Consider the following 19556-nt stretch of genomic DNA (forward strand, 5'->3'; position numbering starts at 1 on the left):
TCAGGAGGAAAATGACATGTTTCGTAATGTAAAAGAATTAATAGAAATCACTCAAGAAAAACAAATTCCGATTTCGGAAGTGATGATCACCCAAGAGATGGAAGTGACGCAAAAAACACGGGAAGAAATCTTTCAAGGAATGGAGCGCAATCTCTCCGTCATGGAAGCAGCTGTTGAAAAAGGGCTGAAGGGCGTCACGAGTCAGACCGGTTTAACAGGCGGAGATGCCGTGAAACTTCAGGCATACATCCAATCGGGAAGAAGCCTGTCGGGCAATCTGATTTTAGACGCCGTTTCTAAAGCTGTGGCGACAAATGAAGTCAATGCGGCGATGGGAACGATCTGCGCTACACCGACCGCCGGCTCTGCCGGAGTTGTGCCGGGAACGTTATTCGCCGTAAAGCATAAGCTGAACCCTACGACAGAACAAATGATCCGTTTTCTGTTTACAGCCGGCGCGTTCGGTTTTGTCGTAGCAAATAATGCGAGTATTTCAGGAGCGGCAGGAGGCTGTCAGGCGGAAGTCGGGTCAGCATCAGGCATGGCAGCGGCTGCGATTGTGGAAATGGCGGGCGGAACGCCTCAGCAATCAGCGGAAGCAATGGCGATTACACTGAAAAATATGCTCGGTCTCGTATGTGACCCGGTCGCCGGATTGGTAGAAGTGCCGTGTGTCAAACGAAACGCAATGGGAGCATCCAACGCGATGATCGCGGCGGATATGGCGCTGGCCGGGATTACAAGCCGTATTCCTTGCGATGAGGTGATTGACGCGATGTACAAAATCGGCCAGACGATGCCGACAGCACTGCGTGAAACGGGACAAGGCGGTTTAGCTGCGACACCGACGGGAAGAGAATTAGAGAAAAAAATTTTCGGAGGAGCGCTGAAATCAAGTGACACACCATCAGCAAACTAGTATAGCGGAAATTAAGGGCATTGGGCCGGAAACAGAAAAAACATTGCACGAACTTGGTATCTATGACATTTCTGATCTTCTGAATTATTTCCCTTACCGTTATGACGACTATGAGCTGAGGGATTTAGAAGAAGTAAAACATGAAGAAAGAGTGACGGTAGAAGGGAAGGTTCATTCAGAACCTTCTCTTACCTATTACGGCAAAAAACGAAACAGGCTGACATTCAGGGTGCTTGTCGGCAATTATTTAATTACCGCGGTCTGCTTTAACCGTCCCTACTTAAAAAAGAAACTGACGTTAGGTTCTGTCGTCACGATATCCGGGAAATGGGATAAACACAGACAGACCGTTTCCGTGCAGGAATTAAAAACTGGTCCTCATCAAGAAGATAAAAGCATTGAGCCTGTTTATTCCGTTAAAGAAAACGTCACCGTAAAAATGATGAGACGGTTTATTAAGGAAGCGCTGCAGCATCATTTGGACAGTGCAGCCGATCCGCTTCCTGAAAAATTGAGAATCCGCTATAAGCTGCCTGATTACAAACATGCCCTGCAGACGATGCATCAGCCTGAAACGAGGGAATCGTTACAGCAGGCAAGACGCCGGTTTGTTTACGAGGAATTCTTATTATTTCAGCTGAAAATGCAGGCGTTCCGTAAAGCGGAAAGGGAACAGTCCAAAGGCATCAGCCATGTGTTTCCTGCTGAAAAGCTCGCCGCTTTCACAGACAGCCTGCCGTTTTCGCTCACGACCGCACAGACGCGCGTGCTTCGGGAAATTACCGCTGATATGACATCCCCTTACCGAATGAACCGTCTGCTGCAAGGTGATGTCGGTTCAGGGAAAACGGCCGTCGCCGCCATCGCTTTGTACGCTGCGATTCTGTCGGGGCATCAGGGGGCATTAATGGTGCCGACTGAAATTCTGGCCGAACAGCATGCAGATTCTCTCGTATCGTTGTTTGCAAATGAAGATGTAAATATCGCGCTTTTGACGAGTTCTGTAAAAGGAAAGCGGCGCAGGGAGCTGTTGGAGCGGCTTGCTCTCGGAGAGATTGATATTTTAGTAGGGACCCATGCTTTAATCCAGGATGAAGTAGAATTCAAAGCGCTGAGTCTTGTTATTACGGACGAGCAGCACCGGTTCGGGGTCGAACAGCGCAAAAAACTCAAGAATAAAGGTCAGGATCCGGATGTGCTGTTTATGACAGCCACTCCGATTCCGAGAACGTTGGCCATTACCGTCTTCGGAGAAATGGATGTTTCCGTGATAGATGAAATGCCCGCGGGGCGAAAACAAATCGAAACGTATTGGGTGAAACACGACATGCTGGAGCGGATTTTGGCTTTTATAGAAAAAGAGCTGAAGCAGGGAAGGCAAGCCTATATTATCTGCCCGCTCATTGAAGAGTCGGATAAACTGGATGTACAGAATGCGATTGACGTATATAACATGCTGTCTGACGTTTACCGTGGTAAATGGAATGTCGGCCTGATGCACGGGAAGCTCCATTCTGATGAAAAAGATCAAGTGATGAGAGAATTCAGCGCCAATCAATGTCAGGTACTTGTGTCAACAACCGTCGTAGAAGTCGGGGTGAACGTGCCGAATGCGACGATTATGGTCATCTATGACGCCGACCGTTTCGGATTATCTCAGCTCCATCAGCTCCGCGGCCGGGTCGGGCGGGGAGACCACCAATCTTTCTGCATCTTGATGGCCGATCCGAAATCCGAAACCGGGAAGGAACGGATGAGAATCATGTCAGAGACAAACGACGGCTTCGAGCTGTCTGAAAAGGACCTTGAACTGCGCGGCCCCGGTGATTTCTTCGGAAAAAAACAGAGCGGTATGCCCGAGTTCAAGGTGGCGGATATGGTTCATGACTACAGAGCTTTGGAAACGGCCCGCCAGGATGCGGCCAACCTGGTGTCTTCAGAGGCTTTTTGGAAAGATGACGAATACCGCATGCTGCGCGGTCAATTACTTTCAAGCGGCGTCTTAGAAGGGGAGAAATTAAGCTGATTCTGTAAAATTCGGCGGCTTTCAAAAAACAATCATTGCATTCCAATCTATGAGATTATATACTACTATTAGTACCTAGTCTTAATTGTCCGGATGGTGTTTACAGATGAGAAGAAGCAAGAAAGAACGCCAAAAATTATTGCAGCAGACGATCAAATCGACACCCTTCATCACAGATGAAGAATTAGCGGGGAAATTCGGCGTCAGCATTCAGACGATCCGTTTAGACCGCTTAGAGCTCTCAATACCGGAGCTGAGGGAAAGAATTAAAAACGTGGCAGAACAAACGCTTGATGATGAAGTGAAATCATTGTCTTTAGACGAAGTGATCGGTGAAATCATTGATCTGGAGCTTGACGGCCAGGCCATTTCCATATTAGAAGTAAGACGCGAACATGTCTTCAGCCGCAATCAAATTGCGCGGGGGCATCATTTGTTTGCGCAGGCGAACTCACTCGCCGTAGCCGTCATTGATGATGAGCTGGCGCTGACCGCAAGCGCAAATATCCGCTTTACAAGACAGGTGAAAGAAGGCGAGCGCGTCGTTGCGAAAGCCAAAGTGACGGCAGTCGAAAAAGAAAAAGGCAGAACGGTAGTTGAAGTCAACAGCTATGTGGGAGAAGAAGTCGTGTTCTCCGGCAGCTTTGATATGTACCGTTCAAAACAATCATAAAGGTGGAGCATGCATGAGAATAGCTGTAGATGCAATGGGAGGCGACAACGCACCCAAAGCTGTTATTGACGGAGTAATGAAGAGTATTGAGGCATTTGACGATCTTCATATTACGCTGGTCGGTGACAAGACAACAATAGAATCACACTTGCCAACAACATCAGACCGCATCACTGTGTTGCACGCCGATGAAGTGATTGAACCGACGGATGAACCGGTCCGCGCCGTACGCAGAAAGAAAAACTCTTCTATGGTGCTGATGGCGCAGGAAGTGGCTGAAAACAGAGCGGACGCCTGCATCTCAGCGGGGAATACAGGCGCACTCATGACAGCGGGACTGTTTATCGTCGGCAGAATTAAAGGAATCGACCGGCCTGCGCTTGCGCCGACGCTTCCGACCGTTTCAGGCGACGGTTTCCTTCTTTTGGACGTGGGAGCCAATGTCGATGCCAAACCGGAGCATCTCGTCCAGTACGGAATTATGGGATCTGTATATGCCCGGCAGGTTCTCGGAATCAGCTCGCCCCGCGTCGGCTTGTTAAATGTCGGCACGGAAGAAAAGAAAGGAAACGACCTGACAAAAAAGACGTTTGAATTATTAAAAGAAACAAACGTGAATTTTGTCGGAAACGTTGAGGCGAGAGACTTGCTCGAAGGCGCTGCTGACGTCATCGTCACAGACGGCTTTACGGGCAACGTCACGTTGAAAACATTGGAAGGTTCAGCGTTATCGATTTTCAAAATGCTGAAAGATACACTGACTTCAAGTTTTGTTTCTAAGCTCGCAGCGGGAGTGCTGAAGCCGAAGCTGATGGAAATGAAACTGAAAATGGACTATTCTGAGTACGGCGGGGCGAGTCTTTTCGGTTTGAAAGCGCCCGTCATTAAAGCGCACGGCTCTTCTGACGCACGCGCTGTTTACCATGCGCTGCGCCAGGCGAGAGAAATGGTCAGCCAAAACGTGGCCGCATTTATAGAAGAAGAAGTAAAAGAAGAAAAAACAGATGAGTAGTCTGGAGGTTACCGCATCATGAGTAAGATTGCATTTTTATTTCCCGGACAGGGATCACAATATATCGGTATGGGAAAAGACCTGTACGAACGCGAAGAAGCGTCAAAACGTATTTTTGATGAAGCGGATGAAACGCTTGAAACAAAGCTGAGCTCGCTCATTTTTGAAGGTGACGCTGAAGAATTGACCCTTACATACAATGCGCAGCCCGCGCTGTTGACAACGAGCATCGCCGTATTGGAAAAGTTTAAAGAATCCGGCATCACCCCTGATTTCACCGCCGGCCACAGCCTCGGAGAATATTCGGCGCTTGTTGCGGCGGGAGCGATGACATTTAAAGATGCCGTTTACACGGTAAGAAAACGGGGAGAATTCATGAATGAAGCCGTGCCGGCCGGAGAAGGCGCCATGGCTGCTATTCTCGGAATGGATGCGGAGTCCTTGAAAAAGGTGACGGATCAAGTGACGGAAAACGGTCATCTCGTACAGCTTGCAAACCTGAACTGCCCCGGCCAGATCGTCATTTCCGGAACGGCAAAAGGCGTGGAGCTGGCTTCAGAGGAAGCGAAAAACAACGGAGCAAAACGGGCGATCCCATTAGAAGTAAGCGGACCGTTCCATTCTGAATTAATGAAGCCGGCAGCGCAAAAACTCGAGGAGGTGCTCAGCGCCTGTGAGTTGAAAAATGCGGCTGTTCCCGTGATTTCAAACGTTTCGGCTGACGTTATGACAGAAAAAGACGATATCAAGAAAAAACTGATCGAACAGCTGTATTCGCCTGTTCGCTTTGAAGAAACCATTAACAAACTGATTGACGAAGGCGTCACGACGTTTGTTGAAATCGGGCCCGGAAAAGTGCTTTCAGGCCTTGTGAAAAAAGTGAACCGCCGCCTTAAAACAATCTCGGTTTCTGACCATGAAACCATCGAACTGGCGATTCAAACGCTGAAGGAGGAGAATCAGGATGCTTAATGAAAAAACAGCAGTGGTAACGGGAGCGTCCCGCGGAATCGGTCGGGCGATCGCGCTTGATCTTGCGAAAAACGGCTGTAATGTAGTAGTCAACTACTCCGGGAATGAAGCGAAAGCGAACGAAGTCGTAGATGAGATCAAATCTTTGGGCCGAAACGCGATCGCCGTAAAAGCCGATGTATCAAATTCCGAAGAAGTACAAAACATGATGAAAGAGGCTGTCGCTGCATTTTCTTCAATCGACATTCTCGTGAACAATGCGGGGATCACAAAAGACAATCTTCTGATGAGAATGAAAGAAAATGAATGGGATGATGTCATTAACATTAACTTAAAAGGTGTATTCAACTGCACGAAAGCCGTTACAAGACAGATGATGAAACAGCGCTCCGGCCGGATTATCAACGTATCATCAATCGTCGGCGTCAGCGGAAACCCCGGCCAGGCAAACTATGTGGCGGCAAAAGCCGGTGTGATCGGCTTAACGAAGTCATCAGCCAAAGAGCTTGCGAGCCGAAATATTACGGTCAATGTCATTGCTCCGGGCTTTATTTCCACGGATATGACGGACAAGCTTTCTAAAGAAGTCCAAGATGAAATGCTGAAGCAGATTCCGCTCGCGCGTTTCGGTGATCCTTCCGATATCAGCAGCGTTGTTACGTTCCTTGCTTCTGAAGGATCGCGTTATATGACGGGCCAAACCCTTCATATTGACGGCGGAATGGTGATGTAAAGATTTGTTTTTAAAATTTCATCCTAGTTTCTCTAGTTTTTTAAAAACGAATCCTCTATAATACTTGAGGGGAGGTGAATTGCTATGGCAGATACATTAGAGCGTGTAACGAAAATCATCGTAGACCGCCTTGGCGTTGATGAAGCTGACGTCAAACTTGAAGCTTCTTTCAAGGAAGACTTAGGTGCTGATTCCCTAGATGTAGTTGAGCTTGTTATGGAACTTGAAGACGAGTTTGATATGGAGATTTCTGACGAAGATGCTGAAAAGATCGCAACAGTCGGCGACGCTGTGAACTACATACAAAACCAGCAATAAGCTGATGCTAAAAGTCCCGCCTGACAGCGGGGCTTTAGCCCTTTAATCGTTCGGTTACCGGCGTCTGACGCTGTACGCGCAGCCGATTCCGTTTACGGCGGGGAGCGCGGTGAACCTGATGTGCCTATGGAGGTTACTATGTCAAAACACTCACATTTTAAAGATAAAAAAAAGTTCTATAAAAAAATAGAGCAATTTAAAGAGTTCCAAGAACGGATTTCGGTTCATTTTCAAAACGAGAAACTTTTGTATCAAGCATTTACACATTCATCTTATGTGAATGAGCATCGGAAAAAGCCGTATGAAGACAACGAAAGGCTTGAATTTTTAGGTGACGCTGTTTTGGAACTGACGATCTCCCAATTCTTATTTGCCAAATATCCGGCCATGAGTGAAGGAGATTTGACGAAGCTGAGAGCCGCTATCGTATGCGAGCCGTCACTCGTCTCACTTGCCCACGAATTGTCATTCGGCGATCTTGTTCTCTTGGGAAAAGGAGAAGAAATGACGGGCGGCAGAAAGCGTCCTGCGCTTTTAGCGGATGTGTTTGAAGCGTTTATCGGCGCACTGTATCTGGATCAGGGCCTTGAGCCGGTTCAGCAATTCCTGAAAGAGTACGTGTTCCCTAAAATAAACGATGGTGCTTTTTCTCATGTGATGGATTTCAAAAGCCAGCTTCAAGAATTTGTACAGCGGGACGGAAAAGGATCGCTTGAGTACAAAATTCTCAATGAAAAAGGGCCTGCCCACAACCGGGAATTCGAGGCGCTGGTCTCCCTTAAAGGTGAGGCGCTCGGTATCGGGAACGGACGTTCCAAAAAAGAAGCCGAGCAGCATGCGGCACAGGAAGCTCTTGCAAAATTGCAAAAACATCATACGAAACAATAAAATCCCCCTGTATCCCTAGGGGGATTTCAGTATGTCTGCGCCTGATATAAGCGGGTGATTATGATAATATTGAGATACTTATACGATAAGGAGGATCTGGGATGTTCCTCAAACGTTTAGACGTTATAGGATTTAAATCATTTGCAGAACGGATATCCGTTGACTTTGTAAAAGGCGTCACGGCCGTTGTCGGTCCGAACGGCAGCGGAAAGAGCAACATTACCGAAGCCATCCGCTGGGTGCTCGGCGAACAATCGGCACGCTCGCTTCGGGGCGGAAAAATGGAAGATATCATTTTTGCGGGAAGTGATTCGCGCAAGCGGCTGAACCTTGCCGAAGTCACGTTAACGCTTGATAATGAAGATCAATTTCTCCCGATCGATTATCACGAAGTCAGCGTGACGAGACGGGTGTACCGTTCCGGAGAAAGTGAATTTCTCATCAACAATCAGCAGTGCCGCCTGAAAGACATCATTGACTTATTTATGGACTCCGGGCTTGGAAAAGAAGCATTCTCTATTATCAGCCAGGGGAAAGTCGAAGAGATTCTCAGCAGCAAAGCGGAAGACCGCCGCAGTATTTTTGAAGAAGCGGCCGGCGTGCTGAAATATAAAACACGAAAGAAAAAAGCGGAAAACAAACTGTTTGAGACGCAGGATAACTTAAACAGGGTGGAAGATATTCTCCACGAGCTTGAAGATCAGGTCGAACCGCTGAAAATCCAGGCATCAATCGCCAAAGACTACTTAGAAAAAAAGAATGAGCTTGAGCATGTCGAAATCGCCCTTACCGCCTTTGACATCGAACAACTGCATGGCAGATGGTCGGGTTTAAAAGACAAGGTGCAGGCTGCTAAAGAAGAAGAATTGGCGGAATCATCGGCTCTGTCCGCAAAAGAAGCGATGATAGAAGAGACGAGAGATAAAATCCACGCGCTTGATGAATCCATCAACGAACTGCAGCAGGTTCTGCTCGTGACAAGTGAAGAGCTGGAAAAGCTGGAAGGCCGGAAAGAAGTGCTGAAAGAGCGTAAAAAAAACGCCGCGCAAAACCGGGAACAGCTAGAGGAATCCGTTACACATTACACGAACAAAGAAGCCGAACTGAAAGCGGACATTGAAAAGCAGTCTGCCGTCTATGATAAACTTCGTGCGGAAGTGAAGCGGTTAAACGCCCAGGTGAAAGAAAAGCAGCAGGCTCTCAGTCTGCATAATGAAAATGTAGAAGAGAAAATCGAACAATTAAAAAGCGATTACTTTGAATTGTTAAACAGTCAGGCGTCGATTCGCAACGAGCTGCAGCTTTTAGATGACCAGATGTCCCAATCTGCGGTCCAGCAGGCGAGACTGACCGCAAACAATGAAAAATATCTTGAAGAACGTAACGATATTGCAGTCCGCAAAGCGGCGTGCGAAGAGGAATTGGCCGCCGTTGAAGAGGATATTCACAATCAGGTCGTCCGCTTTCGCGAAGTCCAGACAGCATATGAACAGAAAAAACGCCAGTATGAAAAGAAAGAATCAGCGCTGTATCAGGCATATCAATTCGTCCAGCAGGCCAGATCCAAAAAAGATATGCTTGAAACGATGCAAGGCGATTTTTCAGGATTTTACCAAGGCGTAAAAGAAGTGCTGAAGCAGAAAGAGCAGCTCGGCGGCATCCGCGGCGCCGTTCTCGAACTGATTGCCACCGAACAAAAATATGAGACGGCGATCGAGATTGCACTCGGCGCAGCGGCGCAGCACGTTGTCACAGACGATGAGCAGGCGGCGCGGAAAGCGATTCAATATTTAAAACAGAATTCCTTCGGCCGCGCGACGTTCCTGCCGCTTACGGTTATGAAACCGCGCCAGCTCCAAACCCGTGATGAACAGACGGCTTCAAAGCATCCGTCTTTCCTCGGCACAGCGAGCGGGCTTGTCACATATGATGCGGCGTATCGGAATGTCATTCAAAACCTTCTCGGCACCGTGCTGATCACTGAAGATTTAAAAGGCGCGAATGAACTGGCCAAGCTTCTCGGGCACCGCTACCGCATCGTGACGCTTGAGGGCGATGTCGTCAATCCAGGCGGATCAATGACAGGCGGCGCGGTCAAAAAGAAAAACAATTCTCTGCTCGGCAGAAGCCGCGAGCTTGAGACGGTGACTGCGCGGCTTGCCGAAATGGAAGAAAAAACAGCTCTGCTCGAAAAAGAGGTCAAAGCGCTGAAGCAGGCCATTCAAGAGCTTGAACATACGCTGAGCGGTCTCCGTGAAGACGGTGAGGCTTTCAGAACAAAGCAGCAGGATGTAAAAGGCAGGCTGTATGAACTCGAAGTTGCTGAAAAGAACATCAATACCCATCTGGAGCTTTACGACCAGGAGAAAGCATCACTGACGGAAAGCAGCCGGGAAAAAGAGACGCGCAAATCAGCTCTGGAAGAACAGCTGAGTGAGGCATCCGGCCAGCTGAAAGAGCTTGAGGAAGAGATGGAAAGGCTGACAAAACAAAAGCAGACCCTATCCTCAACAAAAGAAACGCTCTCTCATGAACTGACGGAATGTAAAGTGGCCGCTGCGAAAAAAGAACAGGCGTGCTCGAGTGAGGAAGACAACCTCAAAAGGCTGAAAAAAGAGCTTGAAGAAACGCAGCTCGCTCTGAAAGAAACACGGGAAGATTTAAGCCTCCTGACCTCAGAGATGACGTCCAGCACAAGCGGTGAGGAGCAGCTTGAAGAAGCAGCCCATCATAAGCTTCACGATAAAACGAGAACGATCGAATTGATCGCCAGCCGGCGCGACCAGCGTGTGAAGCTACAGCGGGCGCTTGATACGAACGAGCTTGAATTGAAAGAGATGAAGCGTCTGTACAAGCAAAAAACGGACATTCTGAAAGATGAAGAGGTAAAACTCGGCCGGATGGAAGTTGAGCTTGATAATCTCTTGCAATATTTACGCGAGGAGTACAGCTTATCCTTTGAAGGGGCAAAAGAACAATATCAGCTTGAACTCGAGCCTGAAGAGGCGAGAAAACGGGTCAAACTGATCAAGCTTTCAATTGAAGAGCTCGGAACGGTCAATCTCGGCAGCATCGATGAATTTGAAAGAGTAAACGAACGGTATCAGTTTTTAACAGAGCAGAAAAATGACCTGACGGAAGCGAAAAACACACTGTTTCAAGTCATTGAAGAAATGGATTCTGAAATGACGAAGCGATTCCATGAAACGTTTATCCAGATCCGTTCTCAATTCAACGATGTGTTCCGTTCTTTATTCGGAGGAGGACGGGCTGAACTGAAGCTGACTGATCCGAATGATCTTCTTAATTCCGGGGTGGACATTATCGCGCAGCCTCCGGGCAAAAAACTGCAAAACTTAAATCTTTTGTCAGGGGGAGAACGGGCGCTGACTGCCATTGCCCTTTTATTCTCTATTCTGAAAGTAAGGCCCGTGCCGTTCTGCGTCCTTGATGAAGTGGAAGCTGCGCTTGATGAAGCCAATGTATTCAGGTTTGCGCAATATTTAAAAAAATACAGCGGCGACAGCCAGTTTATCGTCATCACCCACAGAAAAGGCACCATGGAAGAAGCGGATGTCCTCTACGGTGTTACGATGCAGGAATCCGGCGTTTCCCGAATGGTTTCGGTCAAACTGGAAGAAACAAAAGAATTCGTTCAGTAACGAGGAAAGAGGTTGAAAGATGAGCTTTTTTAAAAAATTAAAAGAGAAAATCACGAAACAGACAGACTCCGTCTCTGAAAAATTTAAAGATGGTCTTGAAAAAACAAGAAATTCCTTCTCAAATAAAGTGAACGAACTCGTCTCCCGCTACCGGAAAGTCGACGAGGATTTCTTCGAGGAGCTTGAGGAAGTGCTGATTGGCGCTGACGTAGGTTTTACAACCGTCATGGAGCTGATTGATGAGCTCAAAAAAGAAGTGAAGCTGAAAAACATCCAGGATCCTCAGGAAGTGCAGTCCGTCATTTCTGAAAAGCTTGTCGACATTTATAACAGCGGCGACGAACAGATTTCTGAATTAAATATTCAGGACGGGCGCCTGAACGTTATTCTGCTTGTCGGGGTAAACGGTGTCGGAAAAACGACAACGATCGGAAAACTTGCCCATAAGTTGAAGAATGAAGGCAAATCCGTTGTGCTCGCTGCCGGAGACACCTTCAGAGCCGGGGCGATTGAACAGCTTGAAGTGTGGGGAGAGCGTACAGGCGTGCCTGTCATTAAGCAGGCTGCCGGAAGCGACCCTGCGGCGGTTATTTATGATGCCGTACACGCGGCTAAAGCAAGAGGAGCGGATGTGCTGATTTGTGATACGGCCGGCCGCCTTCAGAATAAAGTTAACTTAATGAAAGAGCTTGAAAAGGTCAAACGCGTCATCGAACGCGAAGTGCCTGAGGCTCCGCATGAGGTTCTCCTCGCGCTTGACGCGACGACAGGTCAGAATGCGATGGCGCAGGCGAAAGAATTCTCCAAAGCGACGAATGTGACGGGTATCGCATTAACGAAGCTTGACGGCACCGCAAAAGGCGGTATCGTCCTGGCGATCCGCAATGAGCTTCACATCCCCGTGAAACTGGTCGGCCTTGGAGAAAAGGTTGACGATCTCCAGCGGTTTGATGCAGAATCTTACGTATACGGTCTCTTTTCGGATTTAGTTGAAAAAGCCGAGGATTAATGAATAAAAAACGAGTATAAAAGGGACGGTTTTATACTCGTTTTTTTATACGCATTGATAGATCGGAATGGAGGGGACAGTTGTTGGACAAATGGCTGAAAGCTGAATTGGAAAGTAAGATCGGCGCGATAAACCATATGTTGCTGCTGGATGAACAGGGAGGCACTTCAACCGTTCGAAAAATAGTGACCGGTCAAGACGCATTTTTGCTGAAAAGTTCTTTTCAACAGAAGTATCGGGAATGGTTAATGAGAGAAGCCTTCGTTTTACAACAACTGACGGAAACTCGTCGTCTGCCTGTTCCTATTTACTATGGGATGATACAGGAACAGCATGCCAGCCATATCATCATGTCATTTGAGGATGGAATCACCCTGACTTCGGCTTTAAGAAAAGCCAAAGGGGATACTGAAAAGAAAAAGCTGATCAAAAGTTTCGGCCAGTTTCTGCAGCGGCTGCATGAAACCGAAATGGTCTCTGGTTTACAGCCGGAAACAGACTGGCTCGATCTGCAAATCAAACGAGCCGGGGAATATGTCAAAAAAGGACAAGCTGAAGGAAGTGCAGAGCTTTTGAAGGAATTGGACAGGTACAGGCCTGTTCCTGTTCAGCAGACAATGATTCACGGTGACTGCACGACTGATAATGTGCTGGTGAGAGACGGAGAGGTCTATCTGTTTATCGATGCTGCGGGAATATCGGCGGGAGATCCGCGTTATGATGAATCATTAGCGATCAGTCGTTTTGTCACAAATGAAGCATGCCTCAATGCTTTTTACGAAGGTTATTGCCGCTATCGTGTATCAAAACAAGAATTCGAGTATTTTAACGACGGTCTGTATGAATTTTTTTGAAAACTTATTATGTAAAAAGAGCATCATGCTTTGACAAGATAAAAACTTGACACACGCTCTGAAACCATGTAAACTAAGTTTTTGTAAAGGGATTTGACTTAACAAAGGGGAGAGCTCAAATGTCGCTCGAAAAAACGACGAGAATGAACTATTTGTTTGACTTCTATCAGTCGTTGCTGACGTCAAAACAAAAGAGCTATATGTCGCTTTATTATCTGGACGATTTCTCCCTTGGTGAAATAGCCGAAGAGTATGACGTTTCAAGGCAAGCCGTTTACGATAACATCAAACGGACTGAAGCGATGCTTGAACAATATGAAGAAAAACTGCTCCTTTTTAAAAAGTTTCAGGAGCGTAAAGAAATGTTTACAAAGCTGAAAGAGCTTGCTTCCGGCTTGCAGGAAGAGGAAAAAATGACGGCTCTGATTGAAGCGCTTGAGAAATTAGATTAGGAGGCGGCAAACAATGGCATTTGAAGGATTAGCCGACCGACTGCAAAAGACGATTTCAAAAATCCGCGGAAAAGGAAAAGTCAGCGAACAAGACGTAAAAGAGATGATGCGTGAAGTCCGTCTTGCGCTTCTTGAGGCTGACGTTAACTTTAAAGTCGTAAAGGATTTTGTGAAAAAAGTAAGTGAACGGGCTGTCGGACAGGACGTCATGCAGAGTCTGACACCCGGTCAGCAGGTTATTAAAGTCGTAAAAGAAGAGCTTACCGAGCTGATGGGCGGCGAAGAAAGCAAAATTGCCGCCGCCAAACGCCCGCCGACCGTTATTATGATGGTCGGGCTCCAAGGTGCCGGTAAAACGACAACCACGGGGAAGCTTGCCAACCTGCTGCGCAAAAAACATAACCGCAAACCGCTGCTCGTGGCTGCGGATATTTACCGCCCCGCCGCGATTAAACAGCTGGAAACACTGGGGAAACAGCTTGATATGCCGGTCTTTTCGCTTGGCGATCAGGTCAGCCCGGTGGAAATTGCCAGACAGGCGATTGAAAAAGCGAAGGAAGAGCATCATGATTATGTGATTTTAGATACCGCCGGACGGCTGCACATCGATCATGAACTGATGGATGAGCTCTCCGGTGTAAAGGAAGTCGCAAATCCTGAGGAAATTTTCCTTGTCGTCGACTCAATGACCGGTCAGGATGCGGTAAACGTCGCCAAAAGCTTTAATGACCAGCTCGGTTTAACGGGCGTCATTTTAACAAAGCTTGACGGGGATACCCGCGGAGGTGCGGCGCTTTCTATCCGCGCGGTCACCGAAACGCCGATTAAATTCGCCGGAATGGGAGAAAAGCTCGATGCTCTTGAAGCGTTCCATCCTGAACGGATGGCATCCCGGATTCTCGGAATGGGTGACGTGCTGACGCTGATTGAAAAAGCTCAGGCGACCGTTGATGAAGACAAAGCCAAAGAGCTTGAGCAGAAAATGAGAACGATGAGCTTCACATTGGATGATTTTCTGGAGCAGCTCGGCCAGGTCCGAAACATGGGGCCTCTTGACGAACTGCTGCAAATGATGCCCGGCGCAGGCAAAATGAAAGGCTTAAAAAACATCCAAGTCGATGAAAAACAGCTGAATCATGTGGAAGCGATCATTAAATCAATGACTGTTCTTGAAAAAGAACAGCCGGATATTATTAACGCCAGCCGGCGGAAGCGGATTGCCAAAGGAAGCGGAACATCCGTTCAGGAAGTCAACCGTCTTTTAAAGCAGTTTGAGGAAATGAAAAAAATGATGAAGCAGATGACCAACATGTCAAAAGGGAAGAAAAAAGGCTTTAAATTACCTTTTATGTAATCGGTTATACATGATAAAACCGTTGTTAAGAAAAAACACTTTACAAACACTTTTATCATTGTTAATATACTATCTTGTTGAAATATTTTCGGAGGTGCTAGTAAAATGGCAGTAAAAATTCGTTTAAAACGTATGGGAGCAAAAAAATCTCCTTTCTATCGTATTGTTGTAGCAGATTCTCGTTCACCGCGTGACGGCCGTTTCATCGAAACAGTCGGCACATACAACCCGGTTGCAAAGCCGGCTGAAGTGAAAATCAACGAAGAGCTTGCTCTTAAATGGCTTCAAACAGGAGCTAAACCTTCTGATACAGTCCGCAACTTGTTCTCAAGCCAAGGAATTATGGAAAAATTCCACAACGCTAAACAAGGCAAGTAATGACTGATCAGAACTTGGAAGATTTGATTGTCAGCATTGTGGCTCCGCTTGTCGACCATCCGGAAGACATAACGGTCACAAAGGAAGAGACTGATCAAAAGATTGCGCTGCGCTTATCTGTCAATAAGTCAGATACCGGTAAGATTATCGGAAAGCAAGGCCGGACTGCAAGAGCGATTCGAACCGTCGTTTTTGCAGCTGGCGCACAGTCTTCTAAGAAAGTTCAATTTGAAATATTTGACTGAAAAAGGGAGAGGGCCGGCACCTCCCCTTTTTTTACACGTAAAAAAGGCAAATGAACAGAAATATGTTGGAAGAGTGGGGAGTCTGGTCCTATGCAGATTATTCACAGGGTAACCGTTATGCAGGTTCTGACCGAGCAAAGCAAGGAAAAGCTTTTGGCCTCTTTTGCAGAAAAAAAGCAAACGCTTGAACGAGAATGCAGCCAGCTCTATTTTCAGCTTAGAAAACATGAAAAAGATCAGCAGAATCCCGATGTAGCGGAATCTTTTAAAAAAGCCATTGAAAAAAGACAAGACAAAATCAAAATGATCGATTTCCAAATAAGCCAGACAGAGTCGCTCCCGCTTGGAAGCGAAGTGAAGGAAAAGGAGATCGATGCGCTGCTTTCAATCAATGTCGGTGATAACTGGCATGAAAAAACAGCGGCAAATACCATCGTCATAAAAGACGGGGTAGTAATTGAAATCCGCCCGAGGTGATAATATGACAAACAGATGGTTTAATGTAGGCAAAATTGTAAATACCCACGGCATTAAAGGCGAAGTGCGGGTCATTTCTAAAACGGACTTTGCCGAAGAACGGTACAAGCCCGGCAATACGCTCTATTTGTTTGCGGAAGGGGCTGCGGAGCCAATCAAAGTAACGGTCAGCGCCCACAGGCTTCACAAACAGTTTCACCTGCTGCAATTCAAAGAAATGCCGAGTCTCAATGAAGTCGAACACTTAAGAAACATGGTGATCAAAGTCCCTGAAGAAGACTTGGGAGAGCTTGAAGAAGATGAATTTTATTTTCATGAAATCATCGGCTGCGAGGTTGTGTCAGAAGACGGGGAACTGATCGGCACAGTGAAGGAAATCTTGACGCCCGGGGCTAATGACGTATGGGTGGTTGCAAGAAAAGGCAAAAAAGATGCGCTCATTCCGTATATTGCTTCTGTGGTAAAGGATATTAATATAAATGAGAAGAAAATTAAGATTCATGTAATGGAAGGGTTAATAGACGAATGAAAATCGACTTTTTAACACTGTTTCCCGAAATGTTTCAAGGGGTGCTCGGCTCATCCATTCTGCAAAAAGCACAGGAAAAAGAGGCTGTCCGTTTTGACGTCATCAATTTCCGGGCTTTTTCGGATAATAAACACCAAACGGTTGATGATTACCCGTACGGCGGGGGAGCCGGGATGGTGTTAAAGCCGCAGCCCGTATTTGATGCGGTTGAAAAGCTGACAGCCGGTACGGACGCCAAGCCGCGCATTATTCTCGTCTGCCCGCAAGGTGAGCGTTATACGCAGAAGAAAGCCGAGGAGCTGGCGGAAGAGGAACATCTCATGTTTATTTGCGGACATTATGAAGGGTATGATGAACGGATCCGGGAACATCTTGTCACTGATGAAATCTCCATCGGGGATTTTGTGCTGACCGGGGGAGAGCTCCCTGCCATGATGATTGCCGACAGCGTTGTCAGGCTTTTGCCGGGCGTCCTCGGAAAAGAAGCATCCCACGTGGAGGATTCCTTCAGCACGGGGCTTTTAGAGCATCCGCACTATACGAGGCCAGCAGATTATAAAGGCTTAAAAGTGCCTGAGACCCTTCTGTCCGGCAACCATGCCAAAATACAAGAATGGCGCAATAAAGAATCAATCAGAAGAACCTTTTTAAGACGTCCGGATCTTCTTGAAAACTATCCTCTCACTGATGAGCAAAGAAAATGGATTTCCGAGTGGGAAAACGAATAGATTCTATTGCGCAGGTGATGAAGATATGATAAGATACTACTTGTGGCTTAAGGAGGCTTATCCTTCAGAAGCTTGAAAACGATGTTCCGCTGTGCCTTGCAGTTGTGGCCAAGAGCATCTGTTGGAAGGAGTTGAAAACGATGCAAAAACTAATTCAAGATATCACAAAAGAACAGCTTCGCACTGATCTTCCTGCGTTCCGTCCTGGTGACACTTTACGTGTACACGTAAAAGTTGTTGAGGGTAACCGTGAGCGTATCCAGATCTTCGAAGGTGTTGTGATCAAGCGTCGTGGTGGTGGAATCAGCGAAACGTTCACAGTTCGTAAGATTTCTTACGGTGTTGGCGTTGAACGTACATTCCCTGTACACACACCAAAAATCGCGAAAATCGAAGTTGTACGTTACGGTAAAGTACGTCGCGCTAAGCTTTACTACCTGCGTGAACTTCGCGGAAAAGCGGCTCGTATTAAAGAAATCAGACGATAATGATAACGAACGAAAAGAGCTTGTTACCCGTAACAGGCTCTTTTTTTATATGAAATTTGTAAAAGCGGAACAAGCAACGTAAAATACATAAGAGATCATCGGAACATCCGGTTCCGGTAAATAAGGCAGGTGTCGAAGTCACATGACCATTCAATGGTTCCCGGGCCATATGGCTAAAGCGAGACGGGAAGTAACAGAAAAACTGAAATTAATTGATATCGTATACGAATTGGTGGATGCGAGAATCCCGATGTCATCGAGAAATCCGATGATTGAGGAGATTTTAAAAAATAAGCCGCGCATTATGCTTTTAAATAAAGCCGATAAGGCGGATGCGGCTGTGACTGCCCAGTGGAAGGACCACTTTCAGGAACAGGGCATTCCCTCTCTTTCAATAAACTCCGTTAACGGGCAGGGACTGCATCAAATCGTGCCGTCCTCGAAAGAGCTGTTGAAGGATAAGTTCGATAAAATGAAAGCAAAAGGCATTAGGCCGAGAGCAATCCGCGCATTAATCATCGGCATTCCGAATGTCGGCAAGTCTACGCTCATTAACCGGCTGGCCAAAAAAAACATTGCCAAGACGGGAGACAGGCCCGGCATTACCACTTCACAGCAGTGGGTAAAGGTAGGCAAGGAATTAGAGCTGCTCGATACACCGGGAATTTTATGGCCTAAATTTGAAGATGAGCTTGTCGGCTTGCGCCTGGCGATCACCGGGGCGATTAAAGATACGATTATCAACCTGCAGGATGTGGCTGTTTTCGGGCTGCGCTTTCTGGAAGAGCATTATCCCGACCGTTTGAAGGAGCGCTACGGACTTCAGGAAATCCCTGAGGATATCGCCGCTCTTTTCGACGCGATCGGTGAAAAACGCGGCTGTTTGATGGGCGGCGGAATGGTTGACTATGATAAAACAACGGAAGTCATCATTCGGGACATCCGTACGGAAAAATTCGGCAGGCTTTCATTTGAAGCACCATCAGAATAAAGACGCGCAGCGATGCGGGTCTTTATTTTTTCCGCAGAATACCGATATACATAATGTAAGGGAGAAGAGAACGTGAATACATTAACCGTAAAAAGCGTAAAAGAACGCCTGCAAGAGATCAGGGACGAAAGCGACCCCTTCCTTGCCCAATGTGAGAAAGACCCGAGAAAAAGCGTACAGACGCTTTTAGAGCAATGGCTGAAAAAGCACGCGAAGGAAAAAGCTCTTAAAGAGCAATGGCTGAACATGACGGCATACGAAAGACTGTCATCCAAAAAGGGCTTCCGCCTGATTGCGGGTGTTGACGAAGCCGGAAGAGGGCCGCTTGCCGGACCGGTTGTCGCCGGCGCCGTCATTTTGCCGGCAGAATGCGAGATTCTCGGTCTCACGGACTCGAAGAAATTGTCGGAAAAGAAGCTCGAGGAGTATTACAGCCGGATCACGGAAGAAGCGGCGGCTGTAGGAGTCGGCATTGTCCATGCGGACGTCATTGACCGGATCAACATTTATGAGGCCGCGAGACTGGCGATGGTAAAAGCCGTCAATGCTTTAACGGAAACTCCTGATTATCTGCTTGTTGATGCCATGACCCTTCCGCTCGACATTCCGCAGTCATCAGTTATAAAAGGGGATGCCAAAAGCGTGTCAATTGCCGCCGGAGCCTGCATAGCAAAAGTAACGCGGGACCGTCTCATGGCTGAGTACGCCAAAACCTACCCCATGTACGGCTTTGAAAAAAATAAAGGCTACGGAACGAAAGAACATCTTGAAGCTCTTCAGGCATACGGACCGACAACTATTCACCGAAAAACGTTCGCTCCCGTTCAATCTTATTGTTAGAAAAGAGG

At 47.1% G+C, this 19556-nt stretch carries 21 protein-coding genes; all 21 read left to right on the forward strand.

Going from position 1 to position 19556, the window contains the following annotated elements; translation table 11 throughout:
• Positions 1-16: 16 nt before the first annotated feature.
• The 21 genes from sdaAA to ACWJJS_RS09135 all read left to right on the forward strand — a co-directional run bounded on the left by sdaAA (position 17) and on the right by ACWJJS_RS09135 (position 19548).
• Positions 17-919, forward strand: coding sequence for an L-serine ammonia-lyase, iron-sulfur-dependent, subunit alpha (gene sdaAA, locus ACWJJS_RS09035; RefSeq protein ID WP_003154324.1), 903 nt, complete (start codon positions 17-19; stop codon positions 917-919).
• On the forward strand, positions 897-2945 hold the full coding sequence (gene recG, locus ACWJJS_RS09040; protein ID WP_326233574.1) for an ATP-dependent DNA helicase RecG: 2049 nt from the start codon (positions 897-899) through the stop codon (positions 2943-2945). The genes sdaAA and recG overlap by 23 nt, the downstream gene beginning before the upstream one ends.
• A 106-nt stretch (positions 2946-3051) precedes the next feature.
• The gene (gene fapR / locus ACWJJS_RS09045; RefSeq protein WP_003154320.1) at positions 3052-3618 is read left to right on the forward strand and encodes a transcription factor FapR; all 567 of its coding nucleotides are present in this window, start codon (positions 3052-3054) and stop codon (positions 3616-3618) included.
• Positions 3619-3631: 13 nt separating this feature from the next.
• Positions 3632-4630, forward strand: coding sequence for a phosphate acyltransferase PlsX (gene plsX / locus ACWJJS_RS09050; RefSeq protein ID WP_003154319.1), 999 nt, complete (start codon positions 3632-3634; stop codon positions 4628-4630).
• 18 nt (positions 4631-4648) lie between these two features.
• Positions 4649-5602 (forward strand): ACP S-malonyltransferase, encoded by a 954-nt coding sequence (gene fabD / locus ACWJJS_RS09055; protein WP_003154316.1) that lies wholly within the window; start codon positions 4649-4651, stop codon positions 5600-5602.
• Entirely contained in the window at positions 5595-6335 is a 741-nt protein-coding gene (fabG, locus tag ACWJJS_RS09060) for a 3-oxoacyl-[acyl-carrier-protein] reductase (RefSeq protein WP_454023498.1), read from the forward strand. Before fabD ends, fabG begins: the two co-directional genes overlap by 8 nt.
• 84 nt (positions 6336-6419) lie before the next feature.
• On the forward strand, positions 6420-6653 hold the full coding sequence (gene acpP / locus ACWJJS_RS09065; protein ID WP_003154310.1) for an acyl carrier protein: 234 nt from the start codon (positions 6420-6422) through the stop codon (positions 6651-6653).
• 138 nt (positions 6654-6791) lie between these two features.
• On the forward strand, positions 6792-7541 hold the full coding sequence (gene rncS, locus ACWJJS_RS09070; protein ID WP_003154303.1) for a ribonuclease III: 750 nt from the start codon (positions 6792-6794) through the stop codon (positions 7539-7541).
• Between the two features lie 101 nt (positions 7542-7642).
• On the forward strand, positions 7643-11203 hold the full coding sequence (smc, locus tag ACWJJS_RS09075) for a chromosome segregation protein SMC (RefSeq protein ID WP_454023499.1): 3561 nt from the start codon (positions 7643-7645) through the stop codon (positions 11201-11203).
• Positions 11204-11222: 19 nt separating this feature from the next.
• Positions 11223-12212, forward strand: a complete 990-nt coding sequence (ftsY, locus tag ACWJJS_RS09080; protein ID WP_003154301.1) for a signal recognition particle-docking protein FtsY — start codon at positions 11223-11225, stop codon at positions 12210-12212.
• 83 nt (positions 12213-12295) lie between these two features.
• Positions 12296-13066, forward strand: a complete 771-nt coding sequence (locus tag ACWJJS_RS09085; protein WP_070081816.1) for a phosphotransferase family protein — start codon at positions 12296-12298, stop codon at positions 13064-13066.
• A gap of 119 nt (positions 13067-13185) precedes the next feature.
• Entirely contained in the window at positions 13186-13518 is a 333-nt protein-coding gene (locus ACWJJS_RS09090; RefSeq protein ID WP_003154299.1) for a putative DNA-binding protein, read from the forward strand.
• Positions 13519-13531: 13 nt separating this feature from the next.
• Positions 13532-14872, forward strand: a complete 1341-nt coding sequence (gene ffh / locus ACWJJS_RS09095; protein ID WP_003154298.1) for a signal recognition particle protein — start codon at positions 13532-13534, stop codon at positions 14870-14872.
• 105 nt (positions 14873-14977) lie between these two features.
• Positions 14978-15250, forward strand: coding sequence for a 30S ribosomal protein S16 (rpsP, locus tag ACWJJS_RS09100; RefSeq protein WP_003154296.1), 273 nt, complete (start codon positions 14978-14980; stop codon positions 15248-15250).
• Positions 15250-15495 (forward strand): KH domain-containing protein, encoded by a 246-nt coding sequence (locus ACWJJS_RS09105; RefSeq protein WP_007611392.1) that lies wholly within the window; start codon positions 15250-15252, stop codon positions 15493-15495. Before rpsP ends, ACWJJS_RS09105 begins: the two co-directional genes overlap by 1 nt.
• Before the next feature lie 90 nt (positions 15496-15585).
• Positions 15586-15972 carry a YlqD family protein gene (locus tag ACWJJS_RS09110; RefSeq protein ID WP_003154291.1) on the forward strand — a complete coding sequence of 129 codons (387 nt, stop codon included), beginning with the start codon at positions 15586-15588 and terminating at the stop codon, positions 15970-15972.
• A gap of 4 nt (positions 15973-15976) precedes the next feature.
• On the forward strand, positions 15977-16501 hold the full coding sequence (gene rimM, locus ACWJJS_RS09115) for a ribosome maturation factor RimM (RefSeq protein ID WP_003154290.1): 525 nt from the start codon (positions 15977-15979) through the stop codon (positions 16499-16501).
• Positions 16498-17229, forward strand: a complete 732-nt coding sequence (gene trmD / locus ACWJJS_RS09120) for a tRNA (guanosine(37)-N1)-methyltransferase TrmD (RefSeq protein ID WP_003154289.1) — start codon at positions 16498-16500, stop codon at positions 17227-17229. Before rimM ends, trmD begins: the two co-directional genes overlap by 4 nt.
• Before the next feature lie 140 nt (positions 17230-17369).
• Positions 17370-17717, forward strand: a complete 348-nt coding sequence (gene rplS / locus ACWJJS_RS09125; RefSeq protein ID WP_003154288.1) for a 50S ribosomal protein L19 — start codon at positions 17370-17372, stop codon at positions 17715-17717.
• Positions 17718-17859: 142 nt separating this feature from the next.
• Positions 17860-18708: a ribosome biogenesis GTPase YlqF gene (ylqF, locus tag ACWJJS_RS09130; protein WP_070081818.1), complete on the forward strand. Its 849-nt coding sequence runs from the start codon at positions 17860-17862 to the stop codon at positions 18706-18708.
• A gap of 72 nt (positions 18709-18780) precedes the next feature.
• Positions 18781-19548, forward strand: a complete 768-nt coding sequence (locus ACWJJS_RS09135) for a ribonuclease HII (RefSeq protein WP_094246942.1) — start codon at positions 18781-18783, stop codon at positions 19546-19548.
• The last annotated feature ends 8 nt before the right edge of the window (positions 19549-19556 follow it).

The organism is Bacillus sp. JK106 (genome assembly GCF_053663355.1).